General features: G+C 76.2%; 11 protein-coding genes. 3 read left to right on the forward strand and 8 right to left on the reverse strand.

The window, feature by feature from the left end; translation table 11 throughout:
• Positions 1-77 precede the first annotated feature (77 nt).
• The 3 genes from BLR33_RS10570 to BLR33_RS10580 form a co-directional block, all read right to left on the reverse strand.
• Positions 78-1,337, reverse strand: a complete 1,260-nt coding sequence (locus BLR33_RS10570) for an ATP-grasp domain-containing protein (RefSeq protein ID WP_093784076.1) — start codon at positions 1,335-1,337, stop codon at positions 78-80.
• Positions 1,338-1,432: 95 nt separating this feature from the next.
• On the reverse strand, positions 1,433-3,889 hold the full coding sequence (locus tag BLR33_RS10575; RefSeq protein WP_093784077.1) for an ATP-grasp domain-containing protein: 2,457 nt from the start codon (positions 3,887-3,889) through the stop codon (positions 1,433-1,435).
• Between the two features lie 29 nt (positions 3,890-3,918).
• Entirely contained in the window at positions 3,919-5,184 is a 1,266-nt protein-coding gene (locus BLR33_RS10580; RefSeq protein ID WP_143031672.1) for a condensation domain-containing protein, read from the reverse strand.
• Positions 5,185-5,435: 251 nt separating this feature from the next.
• Here BLR33_RS10580 and BLR33_RS10585 point away from each other — a divergent pair, with 251 nt between their 5' ends.
• Together BLR33_RS10585 and BLR33_RS10590 are read left to right on the forward strand one after the other, a co-directional pair.
• A complete protein-coding gene (locus BLR33_RS10585) occupies positions 5,436-6,452 on the forward strand; it encodes an LLM class flavin-dependent oxidoreductase (RefSeq protein ID WP_176930220.1) in 1,017 nt (338 codons plus the stop codon).
• On the forward strand, positions 6,449-6,976 hold the full coding sequence (locus tag BLR33_RS10590) for a flavin reductase family protein (protein ID WP_093784080.1): 528 nt from the start codon (positions 6,449-6,451) through the stop codon (positions 6,974-6,976). Before BLR33_RS10585 ends, BLR33_RS10590 begins: the two co-directional genes overlap by 4 nt.
• A gap of 32 nt (positions 6,977-7,008) precedes the next feature.
• Here the strand turns inward: BLR33_RS10590 and BLR33_RS10595 are convergent, their stop codons facing one another.
• The 5 genes from BLR33_RS10595 to BLR33_RS10615 all read right to left on the reverse strand — a co-directional run bounded on the left by BLR33_RS10595 (position 7,009) and on the right by BLR33_RS10615 (position 13,401).
• The gene (locus BLR33_RS10595) at positions 7,009-8,070 is read right to left on the reverse strand and encodes an LLM class flavin-dependent oxidoreductase (RefSeq protein ID WP_093784081.1); all 1,062 of its coding nucleotides are present in this window, start codon (positions 8,068-8,070) and stop codon (positions 7,009-7,011) included.
• Between the two features lie 12 nt (positions 8,071-8,082).
• Entirely contained in the window at positions 8,083-9,186 is a 1,104-nt protein-coding gene (locus BLR33_RS10600) for an ABC transporter substrate-binding protein (protein WP_093784082.1), read from the reverse strand.
• A 98-nt stretch (positions 9,187-9,284) separates the two neighbouring features.
• Positions 9,285-10,133: an ABC transporter permease gene (locus tag BLR33_RS10605; RefSeq protein ID WP_093784083.1), complete on the reverse strand. Its 849-nt coding sequence runs from the start codon at positions 10,131-10,133 to the stop codon at positions 9,285-9,287.
• Between the two features lie 16 nt (positions 10,134-10,149).
• Entirely contained in the window at positions 10,150-10,980 is an 831-nt protein-coding gene (locus BLR33_RS10610; protein ID WP_093784084.1) for an ABC transporter ATP-binding protein, read from the reverse strand.
• A 285-nt stretch (positions 10,981-11,265) separates the two neighbouring features.
• Entirely contained in the window at positions 11,266-13,401 is a 2,136-nt protein-coding gene (locus tag BLR33_RS10615) for an AfsR/SARP family transcriptional regulator (protein ID WP_107408866.1), read from the reverse strand.
• A 264-nt stretch (positions 13,402-13,665) separates the two neighbouring features.
• Here BLR33_RS10615 and lanM point away from each other — a divergent pair, with 264 nt between their 5' ends.
• Positions 13,666-17,988, forward strand: a complete 4,323-nt coding sequence (gene lanM, locus BLR33_RS10620; protein ID WP_093784086.1) for a type 2 lanthipeptide synthetase LanM — start codon at positions 13,666-13,668, stop codon at positions 17,986-17,988.
• The last annotated feature ends 76 nt before the right edge of the window (positions 17,989-18,064 follow it).

Genomic DNA, 18,064 nt, shown 5'->3' on the forward strand with positions numbered 1-18,064 from the left:
GCAGTTGCCCGATGTCCGCGGCGGCGACGTTTCGCGGGCACGGCAGCGCGTACCTCAGCGGTCCGCCGGCCGCCCGGTCAGGACGGGTCCGTGACGACCCGGACGGCCGCCGCCGCCGCGAGCGCGCGGGCCGCCGCCTCCTCGCGGTCGGCGCCGACCACCACGACCTCGCCCGCCCGCGACCACGAACTCGTCACCTCCGGCACGGTGTCGCCGGGCGCGACGGACATCCAGACGCCGATCACGCCCGGCATGTCCTGCGCCGCCGCCAGGCCGCGGATCTCGCGGACCGTGCCTGGGACGGCCTCCAGGTAGCGGATCGCGGCGGCCTGGGCGGGGGCCGCGGCCATCGAGGGGGCGCGGCCTTCGAGGACGTCGAGGAAGCCGCGGACCAGGTCGCTGTCGTAGGCAAGGGCGAGGAGCAGCGGCAGGTAGTCGCCGGGCAGCCGGGCGGCGCACTCCAGCAGGTGAGGCGTGCCGTCGCGGATGATCCACTCGGCGTGCAGGATGCCGCTGCGGAAGCCGGTGGCGGCGACCAGGGCGTCGAGCGCCTTCTCGGCGGCGGCCGCGTCGTCGGGCAACGCGGGGACGACATGGCCGAGTTCGACGGGGTGCGGCCCCGGGAAGAGCTGGGTCCGCGTGGTGTTGGCGAAGGCGACGCGGCCCTGGTGCACCAGCGCCTCGACACTCACCTCGGTGCCGTGCAGCCACTCCTCGGCGACGTAGCGCGCGGTGCCGGCGCCGGGGGTGCGCAGGTGGGCCTCGTCGGCGGCGGTCGTCGCCTGCCAGGCCCGCCCGGTGTCGTCGCCGGGGCCGAGCAGGCGGATGCCGACGCTGCCCTGCAGGTGGGTGGGTTTGAGGACGCACTCGCCGCCGTGGGCGGCGCGGAAGTCGGCGACGGCGGCGGCGTCGCGGACGTAGGCCCAGTCGGGCTGGGCGATGCCGTGGGCGGCGGCGGTCTCGCGCAGCAGCGCCTTGTCCCGGAAGGAGCGCGCGGCCAGCGGGCCCGCGCCCGGCAGGCCCCAGGCGGCAGCGAGTTCGGCGGCGGCGATCACGGTGTACTCCAGCCCCGGCAGCACCGCCCGTACGCCGGCGGGCCGTTGGAGGCGCCCGGCCAACTCGCCCGCCCGGGCGTCGTCCTGGACCGGCGCCTCGACCAGGCCGGCGGCGCAGGAGAACCGTTCGAGCTGCGCGGCGACATCGCGGGCGGCGCAGATGCCGGGCTCTTCGAGGACCAGGACGGAGCCGGCGGGCAGCACCCGGTCCAACTGGCCGAGGACGCCGATGCTGTAGCCGAGCACGACATGGGTGACGGCGGCGAACTGCGGTTCGGTCATGGGTTCATCCCTCCCGGGCGGAGCTGTCACGGACGTGGCTGCCGTAGCCCGGCACCACATGGGTCACGGCGGCGAACCGCTGTTCGGTCATGGGCTCATCCCACCCGGGCGGGGCCGACGCGGACATGGACGCGCTCCGCCGCCTCGGCCAGCGCGCGGTCGGTGGCGGCGGTGTCCTCGGCGACGGCGATCACGGCGGCCAGCCGCTGCACGACACCGCGCGGCGGCAGCAGGAGCTGCTGCCCGGGCTCGGCCAGCGGCACGACGCGCTCGACACCGGGCACCGCCAGGGCGCCGGAGAGGTCCAGCTCCTCGACGGTGCCGTCGTGTTCGGGGTAGAGGAAGCGGACGGCGGCGCAGGCGTCGCGGGTGGGCCGCAGGTCGGGCAGGACGCCGAGGGCGGCGTCCATCGCGGCCGCGGTGAGGTCCACGCCGGTGGCCAGGCGGCCCAGCAGCGGGATGAAGTCGCCGCCGAGGCGGCCGTTGAGCTCGACCAGGCGGGGGCCGCGGTCGGTGAGGCGGACCTCGGCGTGGGTGACGCCGTCGGTGACACCGAGCACCGCGTGGACCTTTGTCACCATGTCGACAAGCTCCGCCGCCCAGGGCTCGTGCCGCCAGGGCGAGACGAGGTGGCCGACCTCCTCGAAGTACCCACCGTAGCCGAGGCGTTTGCGGGCGAGGTTGACGCAGTGCACCGCGCCGCCGACCGCCACGCTGTCCAGGCTGACCTCGGGTCCGTCCAGGTACTCCTCGACGATCAGCCCGTCCAGGGCGTCCAGGCCGGGGAAGGCGGCGGTGCCGGCGTGCCGATGGGCGGCCGCGAGGTCGGCGGGGGTGCGAGCCAGGGCCACGCCGCTGCTGCCGGCCAGCCCCCGCGGCTTGAGGACGACGGGGTAGCCGATCCGGTCGGCGGCCTCGCGCGCCTGGTCCAGGCCGTGCACGACGGCGTGCCGGGCCGAGGGGAGCCCGGCGCGCTCCAGCAGCCGCCGGGTGCGCAGCTTGTCCCGGCAGTTGCGCACGGCCTGCGGGCTCATGTGCGGCAGGCCGAGCCGGGCGGCCGCCTCGGCGGTGCGCTCCAGCAGCGCCTCGCTCCAGGTGAGCAGCCCGGCCGGGCCGTCGCCGGACAGGACGTCGGCGACGGCCGCGGTCAGCGCGCCGGTGTCGGAGGTGTCCGCGGTGCGGTGGGCGCCGGTGTAGGGCTGCTCCCAGCCGGCCGGGGTGTCGTTGACGGTGGCGAGGGCGCCATGGGCGGCGGCGTCGCGCAGCGCGTACTCGCGGTACGGGCGCCCTCCGGTGCCGACGACGGCCACCCGGGGCGGAAGCGCGGGGTCGAGGGACGCGCAGCGCAGGTCGAGCCGTTCCAGGGTGCGGGTGAGGGCGGCTTCCACCTCGGCGGAGGTGCGGCCGCGGAAGCGGAACCGGGCGCCGGAGTGCTCGTAGCCGGGCAGGTCGGCCAACCGGGCGCCGGGCAGCGGCAGGTGCTCGGCGTAGGGGCCGTCGCCGTACCCGGTCTGCGAGGTGGCGGCGAGGACGCGGCAGGGGCGGGCCGTGGGGAAGGGGACGAGCAGCCAGCCGCCGAACTCCTCGCCCGCAGCGGGCTCCTGGGGCAGGGCGGGGGCGGGCAGCGGGCGGCCCATCTGGACGTCCACCGTCGCGGCCATCAGGTCCGTGCCGTGCACCTCGCGCCACACGAAGGGCACTTCGGCGCCGCCGGGCCGCGCGCCGACCTCCAGGACGCACAGATCGGGTTCGCTGCCGTCGCCGTCCGCGAAGAGTTCGAGGTGGAAGACCCAGGGTTCGCGGGACATCGCGAGCACGGCGCGGCGGGCGAACTCGCCGACCGTCTTCAGCAGCGCCGGGTCGTCGATCTCCACGGAGCCGAGCGCGTCACCGCGGGTGAAGTCCAGGCAGGTGTTGACGTAGCGGGAGGCGCGCCAGGCCCGCAGGTCGCCGCCGGCGGCGAAGCCGTCGACGTGCAGGATGTCGTGCGGCAGGTAGGGCTGCACCATCAGCGGCACCCCGGGCGGGAACGCGAAGGCGGCCAGCTGCTCGGGCCCGTCGAGCCGGGTGACGTGCGAACTTGCCGTGCCGCGCACCGGTTTGAGCAGCAGCGGCCAGCCGTGCCGGCCGGCGAAGGCGGCCACCGCGGCGCGGTCGGGGGCGGCGGCCGCGGCCGGGACCGGCACGCCGTGCTCGGCGAGCCGCCGGGCCATCGCCAGCTTGTCGCGGAACGGGTGCAGCTGCTCGGGTGTCTCGCCCGGTATGCCCAGTTCGGCGCGGAGCTCGGCGGCGACGTCCAGGTCCACCTCGTGCAGGGCGACGATGCGCTCGGGGGCGCCGTGCTTCTCGGCGAGCCGGGCGACGGCCGCCCGCACCGCCGCGCGGTCCTCGGTGCTGGGCACGACCTCGACGCCGGCCGCCGCGTCGGGCAGCCCCGCGCGGGCCCGGGCCGTGGTCACGTAGCCGACCGTCAGGGCGGTGTGGTCGAGGTAGGCGGCGTAGTCGGCGTAGGCGTCGGTCCAGCGGTGCAGCACGATGACGTGGGCGGGCACGGGGGCCTCCGGGGCGGTTGCGGGCGGGATCAGGAGCGGTTGCCGTCCAGGCGGGCGAGGGTGCCGAGCAGGACGTCCCGGGTGGCGGTGTCCGTGAGCCCCATGGTGCGCAGGCGCAGGTGGAGGGTGTCGCCGCCCTCGTCGGTGGCCCGCAGGTAGCAGGGGTGGCCGATGCGGGAGAAGGGCACCTCGGGGTCGGGGCCCGACTCCGGGCCGGTGCCGGGCGGCGGGGCGGCGCCGGTGAGGAAGTTGAAGGCGCAGGTGGCCTCGTAGGGGGTGCGGCCGCCGCGGAGCTTGTCGCGCAGGGCGTCCATCTCGTCCACGTCGTACATGCCGTGCCGGTAGGCCAGCAGGCCGCGGGTGTGGACGTGGGCGGCGAACGAGGGGAACGGAGTGGACGGGGCGGCGAGAGCACCCTCGTTGAGCGCGGCGGCCGTCCACTGGTTCATGGAGCTGACCAGGGTGTTCCACGGCGGCACGAAGCGGTTGGACGACATGAGCTGCGCGATCACCGTGCCCTCGCCCGCTGCCTCGGCGACGCTGCGCGCGAAGGCGGCGAGCACCAGGCTGGAGACGGGGATCGACAGCGCCTCGGCTTGGCGGCGGGCACCCGCGTACGCCGCCCGGGAGCGGGCGGAGAACTGGACGGCGCTCTCCGGCGGCCCGGCGTTCGCAGGGGTGTGCAGGGTGGCGGCGTCGGCGGTGAAGACGCGCTCCCAGTAGGCGGTCAGGGCTTCGTGGCGGGCGCGGCGGGCGGGCTCGCGCTGCCACAGTGCGAGGCGCCGGGGGGTGACGGCCGCGTCTGCGGGCCGGTGCCCGGGCGTGGCCAGGGCCTCGCGGAAGTCCGCCTCCAGGCGGCCGTTGCTCCAGCCGTCGGCGGTGATGTGGTGCTGGATCAGCACCACCGCCCTGGGCGCCCCGTCGCGGGTGACGACGCGGAACCGCCAGGTGGGGGCGGTGCCCAGGTCGAAGGGTTCGGCGGCCAGGGCGGCGACGAGGGCGTCGAACTCCTCGGGGGCGCACTCGGTGATGCTGCCGTCCACGTGCTCGAGCGCGGGCAGGACGTGCTGCGTCGGGGCATAGGGGTCGGTGAGGTCGTAGGCCGTGCGCAGCGACTCGTGCCGGTCCGGCAAGGTGAGCACGGCGGCGGCGACCTGCTCGGCGGTGTGGCCCGCGCAGTCCGGAATCGGCCAGATCGCCTGGGTGTTGGCCTCGTGCCGGCGGTCCCGGCGCAGCCCCCGGACGTCGCGCCAGACGGAGAGCTGGCCGTAGGTGAGAGGGGCGGCATCGTTCACGGACGGCTCCGTTCGGATCGCACGGCGGCGGGGCGGCACGGGGGACGCGGCGTCAGCGTAGGAGCGGGCGGCGGCGCCGGAACAGGCAAGCGGGCGGCAGCTTCGGGGGCGCGCCCGGCAGGCAGGAAGTTGCCCGCGCCCTGCCTGGACGGGGCCGTGGCCGGGCACCCACCGTGGGTGTCGGCCCGCGATCCCACGCGGCCGGGCCGCGCTGGGCCCTGCCGAGGGGCCGACGAGGAGAGGGGGGTGCCGTGGCCGACCGCGCGCCGGGGTACCGGCTGTTCGCGACGATCCCGCCGCCCGCCGGGCCGGGCGCCTCCCCGGAGGGGACCCAGGTCCCCTACGTCGAGGCGGTGCGCCGCACCGGGCGGCTCGCCGAGGCCGCCGGGTTCACCGGCGCCCTGGTCTACTCCGACAACAACACCGTCGATCCGTGGGTCGTCACCCACGAACTGCTCGCGGCCACCCGTGACTTCGTGCCCCTGGTGGCCGTCCAGCCGCTCTTCGCCCACCCGTACGCGCTGGCCAAGCGGATCGCCGCCCACGCGGCCCTGCACGGCCGCCGCGTCGCGCTGAACCTGGTGGCCGGCGGCGCCGTCGGCGACCTGACCGCCCTCGGCGACACCGCCGCGCACGACGAGCGGTACGCGCGGCTGACGGAGTACGCGCAGGTGGTCGTGCGGCTGCTGGCCGGGCGCGGCCCGGTGACGTACGAGGGGCGCCACTACCGGGTGCGCGCCCTGCCCCTCGTCCCGCCCGCGCCGCCGGGCTGCGTGCCCGAGCTGTTCGTGTCGGGCTCCTCCCCCGCCGGGCGCGCGGCCGCCGAAGCGCTCGGCGCGCTCCCGGTGAGCTACCCGGACCCGCGCGAGGGCGACCCGGCCGCACTCAAGGGCGGCGGCATCCGCATCGGCGTCATCGCCCGCGACACCGCGGAGGAGGCATGGCAGGCGGCCCGCGCCCGGTTCCCCGACAGCCGCGCGGGCCGTCTGACCCAGCGCGCCGCCCGTACCGCCTCGGACTCGCACTGGGTCGCGCGGCTGTCGTCGGCCGAGGAGTTCCCCGCCGGGCCCGACGGCCCCTACTGGATGCGCCCCTTCCTCACCCACGCCACCTTCTGCCCCTACCTGGTGGGCACCCACGCGCGTGTCGCCGCCGAAATCGCCCGCTACCTGGACGCCGGGGTCACCACGTTCATCCTGGACACGGCCCGCGCGGACAGCGACCACGCGGCAGCGGCGGCCCTGTTCGCGAGAGCGGCCGCCCGGTGAAGGGGCCCGCAGCCGACGCGCCGCCGGATCCCGGTGAACCCCGCACCGCGGACTTCGAACCCCTCGCGCTGCGGCGGGTGTTCGGGGCCTTCCCGACGGGCGTGACGGCGCTGGCCGCGCTGCGCGACGGCGCGCCGGTCGGCATGGCCGCCTCCACCTTCGTGCCCGTCTCGCTCGACCCGCCGCTGGTGTCGGTGTGCGCTGCCCTCACCTCCACGACGTGGCCCCGGCTGCGCACCGCCGACCGCCTGGGCGTCAGCGTGCTGAGCGCCGGCCAGGAGAGCGCGAGCCGCCGGCTCTCGTCGGCGGGCGCCGACCGCTTCGCCGGCCTCGGCTGGCGCTCCACCCCCTCGGGCGCCGTCCTCCTCGACGGGGCGGCCGCCTGGTTCGAGTGCTCCCCGGTGCGGGAACTCCCGGCGGGCGACCATGTCATCGCCCTGCTGCGGCTGCACGCCATGTCCGCCGCCCCGGACCCCCGGCCCCTGGTCTTCCACGCCGGCGGCTACCGCGCGCTGGCCCCGTGAGCGGGGGCCCTTTGCGCCATCACGCCGCGCCATCACACCGCGGCCTCGTCGCGGGCGCGCAGCGCGGGCAGCACGGTCTCGCCGAAGCGGAGCATGTCCTCGTCGTACTCCGGGAAGATCAGCATGAGCCCGTCCAGGTCGGCCTCCCGCACGATGTAGGCGATGTGCTCGGTGACGGTGGCCGCCGAACCGGCGACGTACGCGGTCTGGAACGCCGCCTCGCCCTCGGCGCCCTGCGCCCACGCCCGGGCCTGGTCATCGGGCACGCCCCAGGTGCTGCGCATGCGCGCCAGCGCCTCGCGGTCCAGCCCCGCCCCCCACTCCCGGACCTTCCTGGCCGCCAGGTCGTCGGTCTCGTCCTGGACCACGGTGAGCATGGAGTACGTCCGGCAGACCCGGCCGTTGGCCGCCGCCCGCGCGTGGACGTCGGCCGACAGGGCCCGCATCTCCGCAAGGCTCTCGGCGGCGAGGAAGGCGCCGTCGGCGTAGCGGGCCTGGAAGCGGCGCGCGTCCTCGGACGTGCCGGCGCTGATGATCGTGGGGCGGCGGGCCGGCTGCGGGTGGGACCGGCAGTCCACGAGGTCGAAGTACGGCGTGTGCATGGTGACGGACGGCTCGCTCCACAGCCGGGTGACCGCCTCCGTCCATAGCTCCGTCATCCGGTAGCGGTCGTGGTGGCCGAGGCCGGCGTCCCAGAGGCCGAACTGCTCGAACTCCCCGGCGTAGGAGCCGCCCACGATGTTCAGCCCGGCCCGGCCGCCGGAGATGTCCTGGAGGGTGGTGAGCATCTTGGCCGCGACGGCGGGGTTGTGCACGTTCGCGTGCAGGGTGGCCCAGATCCCGACCCGGCTGGTGGCCTCGGCGAGCGCCGCCATCATCGTCATCGACTCCAGCGAGCGGCCCCAGTGGTCGGTGGTCCCGCCGAAGCCGCGCCACTTGGCCATCGACATGACGAAGTCCAGGCCGATGCGCTCCGCGTGGAGGGCCGCGCGCCGGTTCCACGCGTAGCTCGCCTCGGGGTGCGGCGCCGTCGTGGACAGCATCCAGCCGCCGTTCCCGATGGGGAGGAAGACTCCGTACTCTTTCGCGGGCACGTTGCGGCCTTTCTACGGGGCGGGCCAGATGAGCTTGCCGTCGGAGTAGAGGGTGCTCACGTACGAGGTGTCGAACCATCCCGCGGCCTTCGCGGCGGTCACGCCGGCGGGCACGATGCCGAACCGGTGCAGCATGCCGACGAGCCGGGTGACGTTGCCGGGGTCGATGCCGCCCAGCGGCTGTCCCGGCGTCGGGTTGTCCGCGACGACCTGGGTCTCGGTCCGCCAGATGGTGGCGTTGAGCTTCTTGTCGTAGGTCGGGCCGGACAGCTTCGCCGCGTAGCCGACGCACTCGGTGGTGCGGGCCGGGCTCGCGGAGCAGTAGGCGTAGGCGTGCAGTGCCGCGCGCAGGACGTCCTCGACCGCGTGCGGGTGGGCCCGGGCGAACGCCGGGTTGACGGCCATCGCGCCGATGGAGCTGGGGATGCCGTAGTCGACGGGCTGCCACACAGTGACCTGCTTGCCTGCCGCCTTCAACTGGTTGGGCTCGTTGGAGACGAATCCGGTGAGCGCCGCGAGGCCCCCCTGCCGGCGGGGCAGCACGGAGGGGTCGTAGCCCTCCTTGACCAGTTTCAGCGAGTCCCATCTCACCCCGGCCTTGACGAGCATCGCCTCCACTGCGGCGGGCACGTAGCCCTTGTCGCCGACGACCTTGCCATCGAGCTGGGTGAGATCGGTGATGTCCTTGTTCGTCATCAGGATGTCCAGGCCCGCGTTCGAGTAGGACGAGATCCCCTCGATGGCGATGCCGTTGGCCCGGGTCTGGATGACGTCCTGTTCGGCAACCGCGGACACGGTCGCCTTCCCGGCGGCCAGCAGCTTGGTGTTCTGCGCGGTGTCGCCGGTGCCGGGCCTCAGCTTGACGTCGAGGCACAGGTCCTTGAAATAGCCCAGCTTCGCGGCGGCGACGTACTCCAGGATCGAGACCGAGGACTGGTACTGGTAGCCGGACAGGTAGGTGATCGGGCCGGCGGCCTCGTTCTCGGCGCAGCGCGCCGCGGAGACCGCCGAGCCCTTGGCGTCCGCGGGGTCGCCGCCGCCCGAGCTGCATCCGGCGACGGCGACGGCCAGGGCGGCGGCGAGGACCGGGCCGATGCGGGCGGGGCGGTGCGGCATGGGGTTCTCCGTGGGTTGTCGGGCGAAGCCGGAAGGGCGTGGGCGGCGCGGGGTGGGCGTGGACGCGCCGAGGGCGCGCGGGGGCGATCGGTGGCGGGTCAGTCCCGGGTGCTGTCGTGCCAGTGCAGGGCGCGGCGCTCGGCCACCGTGACGGCGGACAGCAGCAGGACGCCCATGAGCGCGAGGACGAGGATCGAGGCGTACACGACCGGCAGCTGGTTCATGGAGGAGGCCACGCTGATCGCCGTACCGAGGCCACTCGCCGACCCCGACGCCGACATCTCGGCCACCACGGCCCCGATGACGGACAGGGGGAAGACGATGCGCAGCGCCGCGAAGACGAAGGGCAGGGCGCTCGGCACCCGCAGGTGCCACAGCAGCTCGACACGGCTCGCGTCCACCGTCCGGTACACCTGGAGCACCTCGCGCGGCACGGACCGCAGGCCGGTCGCGGTGTTGATGAGGATGGGGAAGAAGCAGATCAGGCCGGTGATGACCAGCTTGGGCAGGGGGCCGAAGCCGAAGGCCACCACCAGCGCCGGGGCCACCGCGACCAGGGGCGTGACGTTGAGGACGGTCGCGACCGGCATCACCGCCCGGCGCACCAGCGGGAACTCGCTGGTGAGCACCGCCAGCACGAAGGCGGCGGCGAACCCCATCGCGAGCCCGGCGACCGCCTCGCCCAGGGTGACCAGGGCGTTGTGGACGTAGTAGCCGGGGTTGTCGAGCAGCGACCTGCCGACGTCCCGCAGCGGCGGCAGCAGGTAGGGCAGCCTCCTGGCCCCGTACTGCCACAGGGCGGCGAGCCCGGCCAGCATCACCACCAGGGGGAGCCACACGGCGGGGCGGAGCCAGGCCGGCACGGACGGCCGGCGGCCGGGTCTGCGGCGCCGGGCGGGCGGCTCCTCCCCGGTCGCCGGGACGGCGCGCCCCTCGGTGGCGGTCATCTCCTCGGCCTCCCCTTCAGGCGGCGTCATGGTGCCAGGCGCGGCGCAGCCGGTCCCTGATCAGGTCCTCGTAGGCGTGGAAGCGGCGCTCCCCGAGGAGCTGCCCGCGGCGCGGCCGGGGCAGGTCGACCTCGATGCCCTCCACGATGCGGCCGGGTCCCGAGGCCATGACGACCACGGTGTCGGCGAGCCGCACGGCCTCGGTCACGGAGTGGGTGACGAACAGGACCGTGGTCTCCGACTCCTCCCACAGGTCGAGCAGTTGGTCCTGCAGGCTCTCGCGGGTGAACTCGTCCAGCGCGGAGAAGGGCTCGTCCATGACGAGGACGTCGGGCCGCAGGCCGAAGGCGCGCACGATGGCGACGCGCTGCCGCATGCCGCCGGACAGCTGACCCGGCAGCTTGCGCGCCACGTCGCCGAGACCGGCCCGGCGCAGGAGTTCGCGCATGTCGGGCCCGGCCGCGGGCGGCTGCCGCCCGGTGAGGCCGGCGATGCGGGCGCGGCGGGCGGCGGCACGGCGGTTCACCTTCTGCGGCAGGGTGACGTTGCGCAGGACGGACATCCAGGGCAGCAGGGCCGGGCTCTGCGGGACCAGGCCGATCAGCTTGGCGGCGCACGCCTCGGCGGGTGTCACGCCGTGCACCCGGATGTCGCCGCGCTCGGGCTGTTCGAGGCCGGCGACCAGGCGCAGCAGGGTCGACTTGCCGCAGCCGCTGGGTCCGATGAGGGCGACGAAGCGGCCGGGTTCGACGGTCAGGCCGACGTCGTCCAGGGCGAACGTCGCGCTGGGCCCGGACCCGTAGACCATGCGCACGGACCGCACCTCGACCGCGGGTGTTCCCGTCATCTGCACGCTCCCGTCAGGTGGCGGGCGCACGGGCCCGGTCCAGGAGGCCGGGATGCGCGTGCGGCGCGATCCGCGGGCGCCGCACGGCGCCCGCTCGCGTGCCCCGGCCTCAAGGGCGCTGTGTTCCTGCCCAGCACACCGGCCGGTTACGCGCCGTTATTTTGGCCGCGGTAGTGTTTCGGCCACTTCGCCGCCGGACACACGGCCGCCGGTTCCGCGCTGTCGGTTCGGCGTTGGCCCGGCGGCGCCGCGGCGGGCGGGACTCCCCGGCGGGGTGGGGCTGTTTCAGGCGGTCAGGCGGGCCGCGGTGCGGCCCTGCGGGGCGGCGGCCTCGCGGGCGTAGAGCTGGATCAGGTGCGGCTGGGTGTAGACCGTGCAGGTGGCGGTGGTCTCGCGCGGCGGCGAGGTGACCGGGCCGGCGAGGATCAGCGCCTCCAACTGCCTGAGGGCGGCGGCCTCTTCGCACTCCAGGGCCGCTGCCGCCTGCGCGAGGGTGAAGGGGCGGGACAGCGGCAGGCGGGACAGGCGGCGCAGGGCGGCGCGCTGCGGGGCCGGGAGGTCCTGCCAGGCGCGGTCGAGCCGGGGGCGTACGGCCACGTCCCCGGCGGCGAGTTCGTCCAGAACGGCGTGCGGGTCGGCCAGGCGGGCGGCGTACTCGCGCAGGGGCAGGTGCCGCAGCATCGCCAGCTTCAGGCCGCTCGCCCGCACGGCCAGCGGCAGCAGCCCGCCCGCGGTGACGATCGCCTCCGCGGCGGCGGGGTCGCTCCGCAGGCGGGGGGTGCCGATGATGCGGCCGAGCAGGTCGAGCGCTTCGGGCACGTCGTAGGGCGGCGGGTCCACACGGTGGACGGGGGCGAGGCCGGCGAGGCGGGCACGCGAAGTGACGAGGGCGGCGCCGGCCCCCTCGGCGGGCAGCAGTTCGCGGACGACGGCCTCGCAGGGGACGTCGTCCAGGATCAGCAGTACCCGCCGGGCGGCGAGCCAGTCGCGCCAACGGGCCGCAGTGCCGCGGAAGTCGTCGCCCGCGTGGCCGTCGAGCCCGGCGAGCGCCGCCAGTTCGGCGAGCACCGCCTCGTGCGGCCGCGCGGAGCCGTCCGCCTCTCGGGTGCGCACCAGCAGCCGGCCGTCGGGGAAGTGGGCACGCAGCAGGTGGGCGACGCGGACGGCGAGCGCGGTCTTGCCGATTCCGGCGGGCCCGGACAGCACCGCCACCCGCCCGCCGCCGCGCACCGCTTCGGCCAGCTCGCCGACCTGCGCGACCCGCCCGGTGAAGTCGGCGGTGTCCGGGGGCAGGACGGTACGGGCCGGCGCGGCCGGGCGGGTGGCGCGGCCGGCGAGCAGGGTGCGGTAGCGCGCCTCCAGGGCGGGGCCGGGGGCCAGCCCCAACTCGCGGGCCAGGAGCCGGCGGTGACCGTCGTAGACGGCCAGCGCCTCGGCGGGGCGGCCGGCCTGCTGCAGGGCGCTCATCCGGGCGGCCTGGAGCCGTTCGCGCAGCGGGTGCCGTTCGGCGACGTCGGCCACGGCCTCCGCGAGCGCCGCGGCGTCGCTGCCGCCCGCCAACTCCGCCTCGGCCCAGTCCTCGTAGCCCGCCAGGCACCGCTCCTCCAGCCGCTCGGCCTCGACCCGCACCACGGGGGAGTCGAGCAGCCCGGCCAGGGGTCTGCCCCGCCACAGCTCCAGCGCCTGGCGCAACTGCTCGGCTGCCGCCGCGTGTTCTCCGCGCGTAGCGCGGGCGCGTGCGGAGCGGGCGAGGTCCTGGAAGCGGCCGGCGTCGAGTTCGCCGGGCGAGACGCGCAGGCGGTAGCCGCCGGATTCGCGGGTGATGCGGGGTGCGGTCGGGGACGGGGCCTGCGCGGGCCGGGCGTAGGGGGCGCTCTCGGGGCCGGCGTACGGCGTCGGCGGCTCGGGGGCCATGGTCAGGTGCGGTACGGGCAGGGCGCGGGCGGCCGTGCGGCCGGGTACGCCGGTCGGAGCGGCGGGAGAGTACGGGGGGACCGAAGCGGCCGCGGGGAACGGGACGACCGGGGCAACCGGGTGCGCCACAGCCCCCGGGAACTCCTCGGCCGTGGGCGCGGTCGCCGGGGCGGACGGGGCAGCTCGGCCGGCCAGGGGCAGGGGCGGCAGAGCGGAGGGGTCGGACACCCTTGCCCCGGCAGGGGTGTCCGGCCCCTCGGCTGCCCCCTCGTCCCCGAGCAGCTTGCGCAGCGCCGACACGTAGACCTGGAGGTTCTTGCGGGCGGTGCGCGGGGGGTCGTCCTGCCAGACCGCCTCGGTCAGCACGTCGACGGGGACCGGCCGGTTGGCGTGGCACAGCAGCGTCGCCAGGACCAGCTGCTGCTTGAGCGGCCCCAACGGCACCGGCCGCCCGCCGATCTCCACCCGCAGCGGCCCCAGCACACCGAACCGCGCCGTGGCCTGCATCCACTCACCCAAGGGACCCTCCCGTCGTGGTCGGCGTTCCGACCGACGACGATCCTGCCGAGCGGCGGGGCACGCGGCATCGGGAGCCGCCCCGCATGTTCGGGTACGCAGTCCCGCCCGTTCCCCACCGCCCACCCCCGAAATGGGGTGGGTCCGGTCCCCCGTTTCCCGGCCGCGGCACGTATGACCTGGACAGCGGCGCGGGCCGACTGGGGGCTGCGTACCCATATTTAGTCCGCGCGTTCCCTGGGCAGGCTCTGCCGCATGGATCAAGGGCACCGTACCGACCGCGACGCCCACCACGGCCTGTGGTGGACCGGCGCGCTCACCCTGGCCGAGCGGCTGGCCGCGCCGCAGCGGCCCGCGCCGGCGGCGGACGCGACCGAAAGGCCGGCGGCCGAGGGGCGCCGGGCCCCGGCGGACAGCGGCCGCGACGGGCGCGACGACTGCGCGACCGGTGCCGCCCGTACGATACCCACGACCACGGCAGTCACACCCGTGCACCACAACCCCACGGATCCCACAACGTGGGACCCGCAGGACCCGGGCTGCCCGGCCGACGCCGGGAGCGAGGGCGCCCACCCCGCTCGGCCGACCCGGGAACCCGCGGACACGAGCAGCGCGCCCGGCTCCACCGGTGCCACGGTTCCCGCCGAGGGCAGTGGCAGCGCCACTTCGGGCTCGGGACGGGACGCCACCGGCGTCGACCCGGCCGAAACCCCGCCCACCGCCACGGGCACCGCCCCCTCGTGCCCAAGCGCCGGTCCTTCCCTGCCCCGCTCCCCCGAATCCGCAGACCTCACAGGCGACTTCGCCCACGCCACCGGTCCGACGACCGACCTCGCCGAACGCCGGCTGAGACGCTGGCAGGCCGACTGGTCCGCCCTGCCCCCCGAGTGGTTCGCGGGCCGCCTGGCCACCGCCGGGCTGGACACGGATCGACTCACCGCGCTCCTCGCCGAGTCGGCCGACTCCCTCGCCGCCCGGATCCCCGAACCCGCGTGGGTCTGCGACGTCCGCCGCGTTCTGGCCGCCGCCCCGGCCAACGCCTCGCATCCCGCGGAGGATTGGCGCGAAGGCTTCGCCGTGATCCTCGCTCCCTTCGTCCAGGACGCGGCCGACCGCCTGACCGAACGCGTGGGCCCGCTGGCGGAGTTACGGTCCTGCTTCACCCGCCAGCTCGGCGCGCGCCTCGTCGCCCTCGCCCGCCGCACCCTCGTCCTCGAGCTCAATGTCCGCAGGGTCACCGGACGGCTGAGCGGGGCCACTCCCGAGGAGCGGTTCGCCGACTACGTACGGCAGGCGGCCGAGCCGCAGGCGCTCGCCGAACTGCTCGCGGAGTACCCCGTGCTGGCCCGGCTGCTGGCTCAGGCGTGCACGCAGGCGGTCACCGTGTGGGCCGAACTGCTGGAGCACTGGGAGCGCGACCGGGCCGACGTCGTCCGGGACATCCTCGGCGGGAAGGACCCGGGCGCGCTCACCGAGGTGCGGCTGGACGCCGGGGACCGCCACCAGGGCGGCCGCGGGGTGGCGCTGCTGCGCTTCGCCTCGGGCGCCCGTCTGGTCCACAAGCCGCGCCCGCTCACCGCGCACCGGCACTTCCGCGCGGCCGTGGACTGGCTCAACTCCCGCCTGCCGGACGCGGAGTTGACGACACCGGCCGTGCTGGACCGGCCCGGCTACGGCTGGGCGGAGTTCGTCGCCGCCGACGAGTGCGCCGACACCGCGCAGGTGGACCGCTTCTACCGGCGGCTCGGCGCCCTGCTCGCGCTGCTCCACGTGCTCGGCGCCACCGACATCCACTGCGAGAACCTCGTCGCGGCCGGCGACCGGCCCGTCCTGGTCGACCTGGAGACGCTCTTCCACCCCTCGCTCGTCCCCCCGGCCGCCCTCGGCGCGGACCCCGCGCTCGACGCGCTCGGAGACTCCGTACGCCGGGTCGCCCTGCTGCCTTTCCTGGTCGTCGGCGAGCGCGGGGCGCTGGACCCTTCCGGACTCGGCGGGGACAAGGACACGGCGCTGCCGGCCGAGGTGGTGGACTGGGCGGCGCCCGGCACCGACCGGATGGCCCTGGTGCGCGGCACCGGCATGTTCGCCGGCTCGGCCAACCGCCCGCGCCTGAACGGCGTGGACGCCGACCCGGGCGCCCATGCGGCCGCGCTGATCGAGGGGTTCGGCTCCGCCTACCGGACGATCGCCGCCCACCGCGACGAACTCGCCGCGCCCGCGGGGCTGCTGGCGGCTTTCGCCGACGACACCATCCGCGTGGTGGCCCGCAGCAGCTCCCGCTACGCCGTCCTGCTGGAGGAGTCCACGCACCCGGACGTCCTGCGGGACGCGCTCGACCGTGACCGGCTCTTCGACCTGCTGTGGCGCGAGTCGGTGGGCGACCCCCTGCGCTGGCACCTCGTTCCCGATGAGACGGCCCAGCTCTGGGCGGGCGACATCCCCCTCTTCTCCGCCACTCCGGCCGCCCCCGCCCTCACCGGCCACGCGGGTCGCCACTGGCGCGAGTCCGGACTCGACCAGGCCCGGCGGCGCCTGGCCGCGATGGGCGAGCCGGACCTGCGCACGCAGGAGTGGATCATCCGCGCCAGCCTCGCCACCCGCAACGCCGACCGCCCGCTCCCCGCCCGGCCCGGGACGGACGCCCAGCCGGAGATGGACCCGGCACCGCTTCTTGCGCGCCCCGCAGCCGAGTCGGCGCTCCTCCCGGCGCAGCCCGGCTCGGCACCGCACGTCGTACGACCCGAAACTGACGCGGCAGCGTCCCCCGCACAGCCCGGGACCGACCCCGTGCCACTTCCCCCCCGATCCGACGCCTCCCCGGCACCCTTCTCCGCGCAACTCGAAGCCGAGCCGGGACCGCTCCCCGCACAACCCGTTGCCGCGGTGCACCGCCTGGCGGAAGGTCCGGCGAAGGGGGCTACGCGCGGAGAACCGTCCCGGCCGAAGTCCGCACCGGGGACCGCTGCCCGGACGCCCGGCAGCGGGGGAAGCCCGCAACCCACCGCGGCAGCCGACGAAGTGCCGTACCCGGCGTCCGTCTCCAAGGCACACAGCGGCGAACCCGCTTCGGGAACCGCGGCCCCGCGGCAGGGCGGTGACCCGCGACACAGCCCGGCCCGGCCCCCGCACACCCCGCCTGACGCGCCCTCCCCCGTCCGGCCCCGGCCCGCCGCATCCGGCCGAGGGCGCCCGCCCACAGACGCAGTACCTGCCGCCGGCACGGTCACCGCGCCCGACCCCGCGCAACTCCTCGCCGCCGCAACCCGGCTGGCCGACGACCTGCTCGTAAGCGCCCACCGCAACGGGCGGCGGATCAACTGGCTGGGGCTGGAGCGGGACGAGGACGGGCACCTGACGGTCGCCCCCCAGGGAGCGGGGCTCGGCGACGGGTACACCGGGACCGCGCTGTTCCTCGCCGAGACCGCCGCGCTGGCCGGCACCGAGCGGCACGCCGAAGCGGCACGCAGCGCGATCGCTCCCGTACCCGAACTGCTCGACCTGCTCGCCGAAGTCCCCGACCACCTCGACGTAGTGGGCAACGGTGCCTTCACCGGCCTCGGCGGCATCGCCTGGGCGCTCACCCGCCTCGCCCATGTGCTGGACGACAAGGAGGTGGCCGGCTGGGCCGAGCAGGCCGTCGCGCTGGCCGCGGCGGTGCCGCCCGGCGGGGAGTGGAACGTCGCGAGCGGCGACGCGGGCTGCCTCGCGGCCATGGTCGCCCTCAACGAGGCGGGTTCGACACCCGTATGGACAGTGGCCGCAGCCTGCGCGGAGCGGCTCGCCGCAATGTTCGTACCCGGCGGGCGGGTTGCCGTAGAGCCGGGCGGTACGGCCGTACGCACGGCCGCCGTTGGGCACGAGGCAGCGCCCGTGGGCGAGTTCGCCACCCAGCCCGGCTCGCGCCGCACCGGCGCCCGCCCCGCACCGCCGGCAGCGGGCCACCGCACCGACGACGCCACTCCCCCACCGCACGCGGCCCACACCTCACGTCCCGCCCCCCGCGGACCCGTTGAGCACGACCCCGCCTCCGGCCCCGTGCACCACCCATCCCCCGCCGCCTCCGGCGGGCTCCTCACCGGCGCCGCCGGGGCCGGCTGGGCGCTGCGCCGCTTCGCCGCCGCCGGTGGCGGCGAGGGCTACGAGGAATACGGCGTGCGGCTGCTCCGCGGGTGCCTCGCCGGCCTGCCCGGGAATGCCGCGCCGGCCGAACTCCTCGGCACCGCGCTGGCGTCGGGCAGCGGCGGGCACCCGGACCTCGACGCCCACCTGTCCCGTACCGGCCACGCGCTCGACAGCCCCGGGTCACTGCCCGACCACAGCCTGGGCCACGGCGAAGCGGCGGCCCTCGACCTGCTGTCGGCCGGACCCGACCGGTCCGGCCGGACAGCCGCGCGCGCCCGCCGGCTGCTGGTCGCGATCGGCCGGGACGGCCCACGGTGCGCCACCCCCGACGGGGTCGCCACCCCGGGGCTGCTCACCGGACTGGCCGGCGTGGGCCACCAGTTGCTGCGGCTCGCGGCCCCCGGCGCGGTCCCCTCCGTGCTGCGGCTCGGCCCGTCGGCCGGCGGTCGGCCCTGAACCAGCAGCCGCTGGCCCCGCCGCCGGAGCGGCGGCCCCTGAACCCTCCCGGTACCACCCGCAAGGGCGGTCCGGT

Source organism: Actinacidiphila guanduensis, assembly GCF_900103985.1.
GTDB classification, from domain to species: domain Bacteria; phylum Actinomycetota; class Actinomycetes; order Streptomycetales; family Streptomycetaceae; genus Actinacidiphila; species Actinacidiphila guanduensis.

Excerpts from the sequence above, each read along its gene's own strand:
- BLR33_RS10570 (WP_093784076.1), bottom strand. The coding sequence starts at position 1,337 with ATGACCGAACCGCAGTTCGCCGCCGTCACCCATGTCGTGCTCGGCTAC.
- BLR33_RS10600 (WP_093784082.1), bottom strand. The coding sequence starts at position 9,186 with ATGCCGCACCGCCCCGCCCGCATCGGCCCGGTCCTCGCCGCCGCCCTG.
- BLR33_RS10605 (WP_093784083.1), bottom strand. The coding sequence starts at position 10,133 with ATGACCGCCACCGAGGGGCGCGCCGTCCCGGCGACCGGGGAGGAGCCG.
- BLR33_RS10610 (WP_093784084.1), bottom strand. The coding sequence starts at position 10,980 with ATGACGGGAACACCCGCGGTCGAGGTGCGGTCCGTGCGCATGGTCTAC.
- BLR33_RS10615 (WP_107408866.1), bottom strand. The coding sequence starts at position 13,401 with ATGCAGGCCACGGCGCGGTTCGGTGTGCTGGGGCCGCTGCGGGTGGAG.
- lanM (WP_093784086.1), top strand. The coding sequence starts at position 13,666 with ATGGATCAAGGGCACCGTACCGACCGCGACGCCCACCACGGCCTGTGG.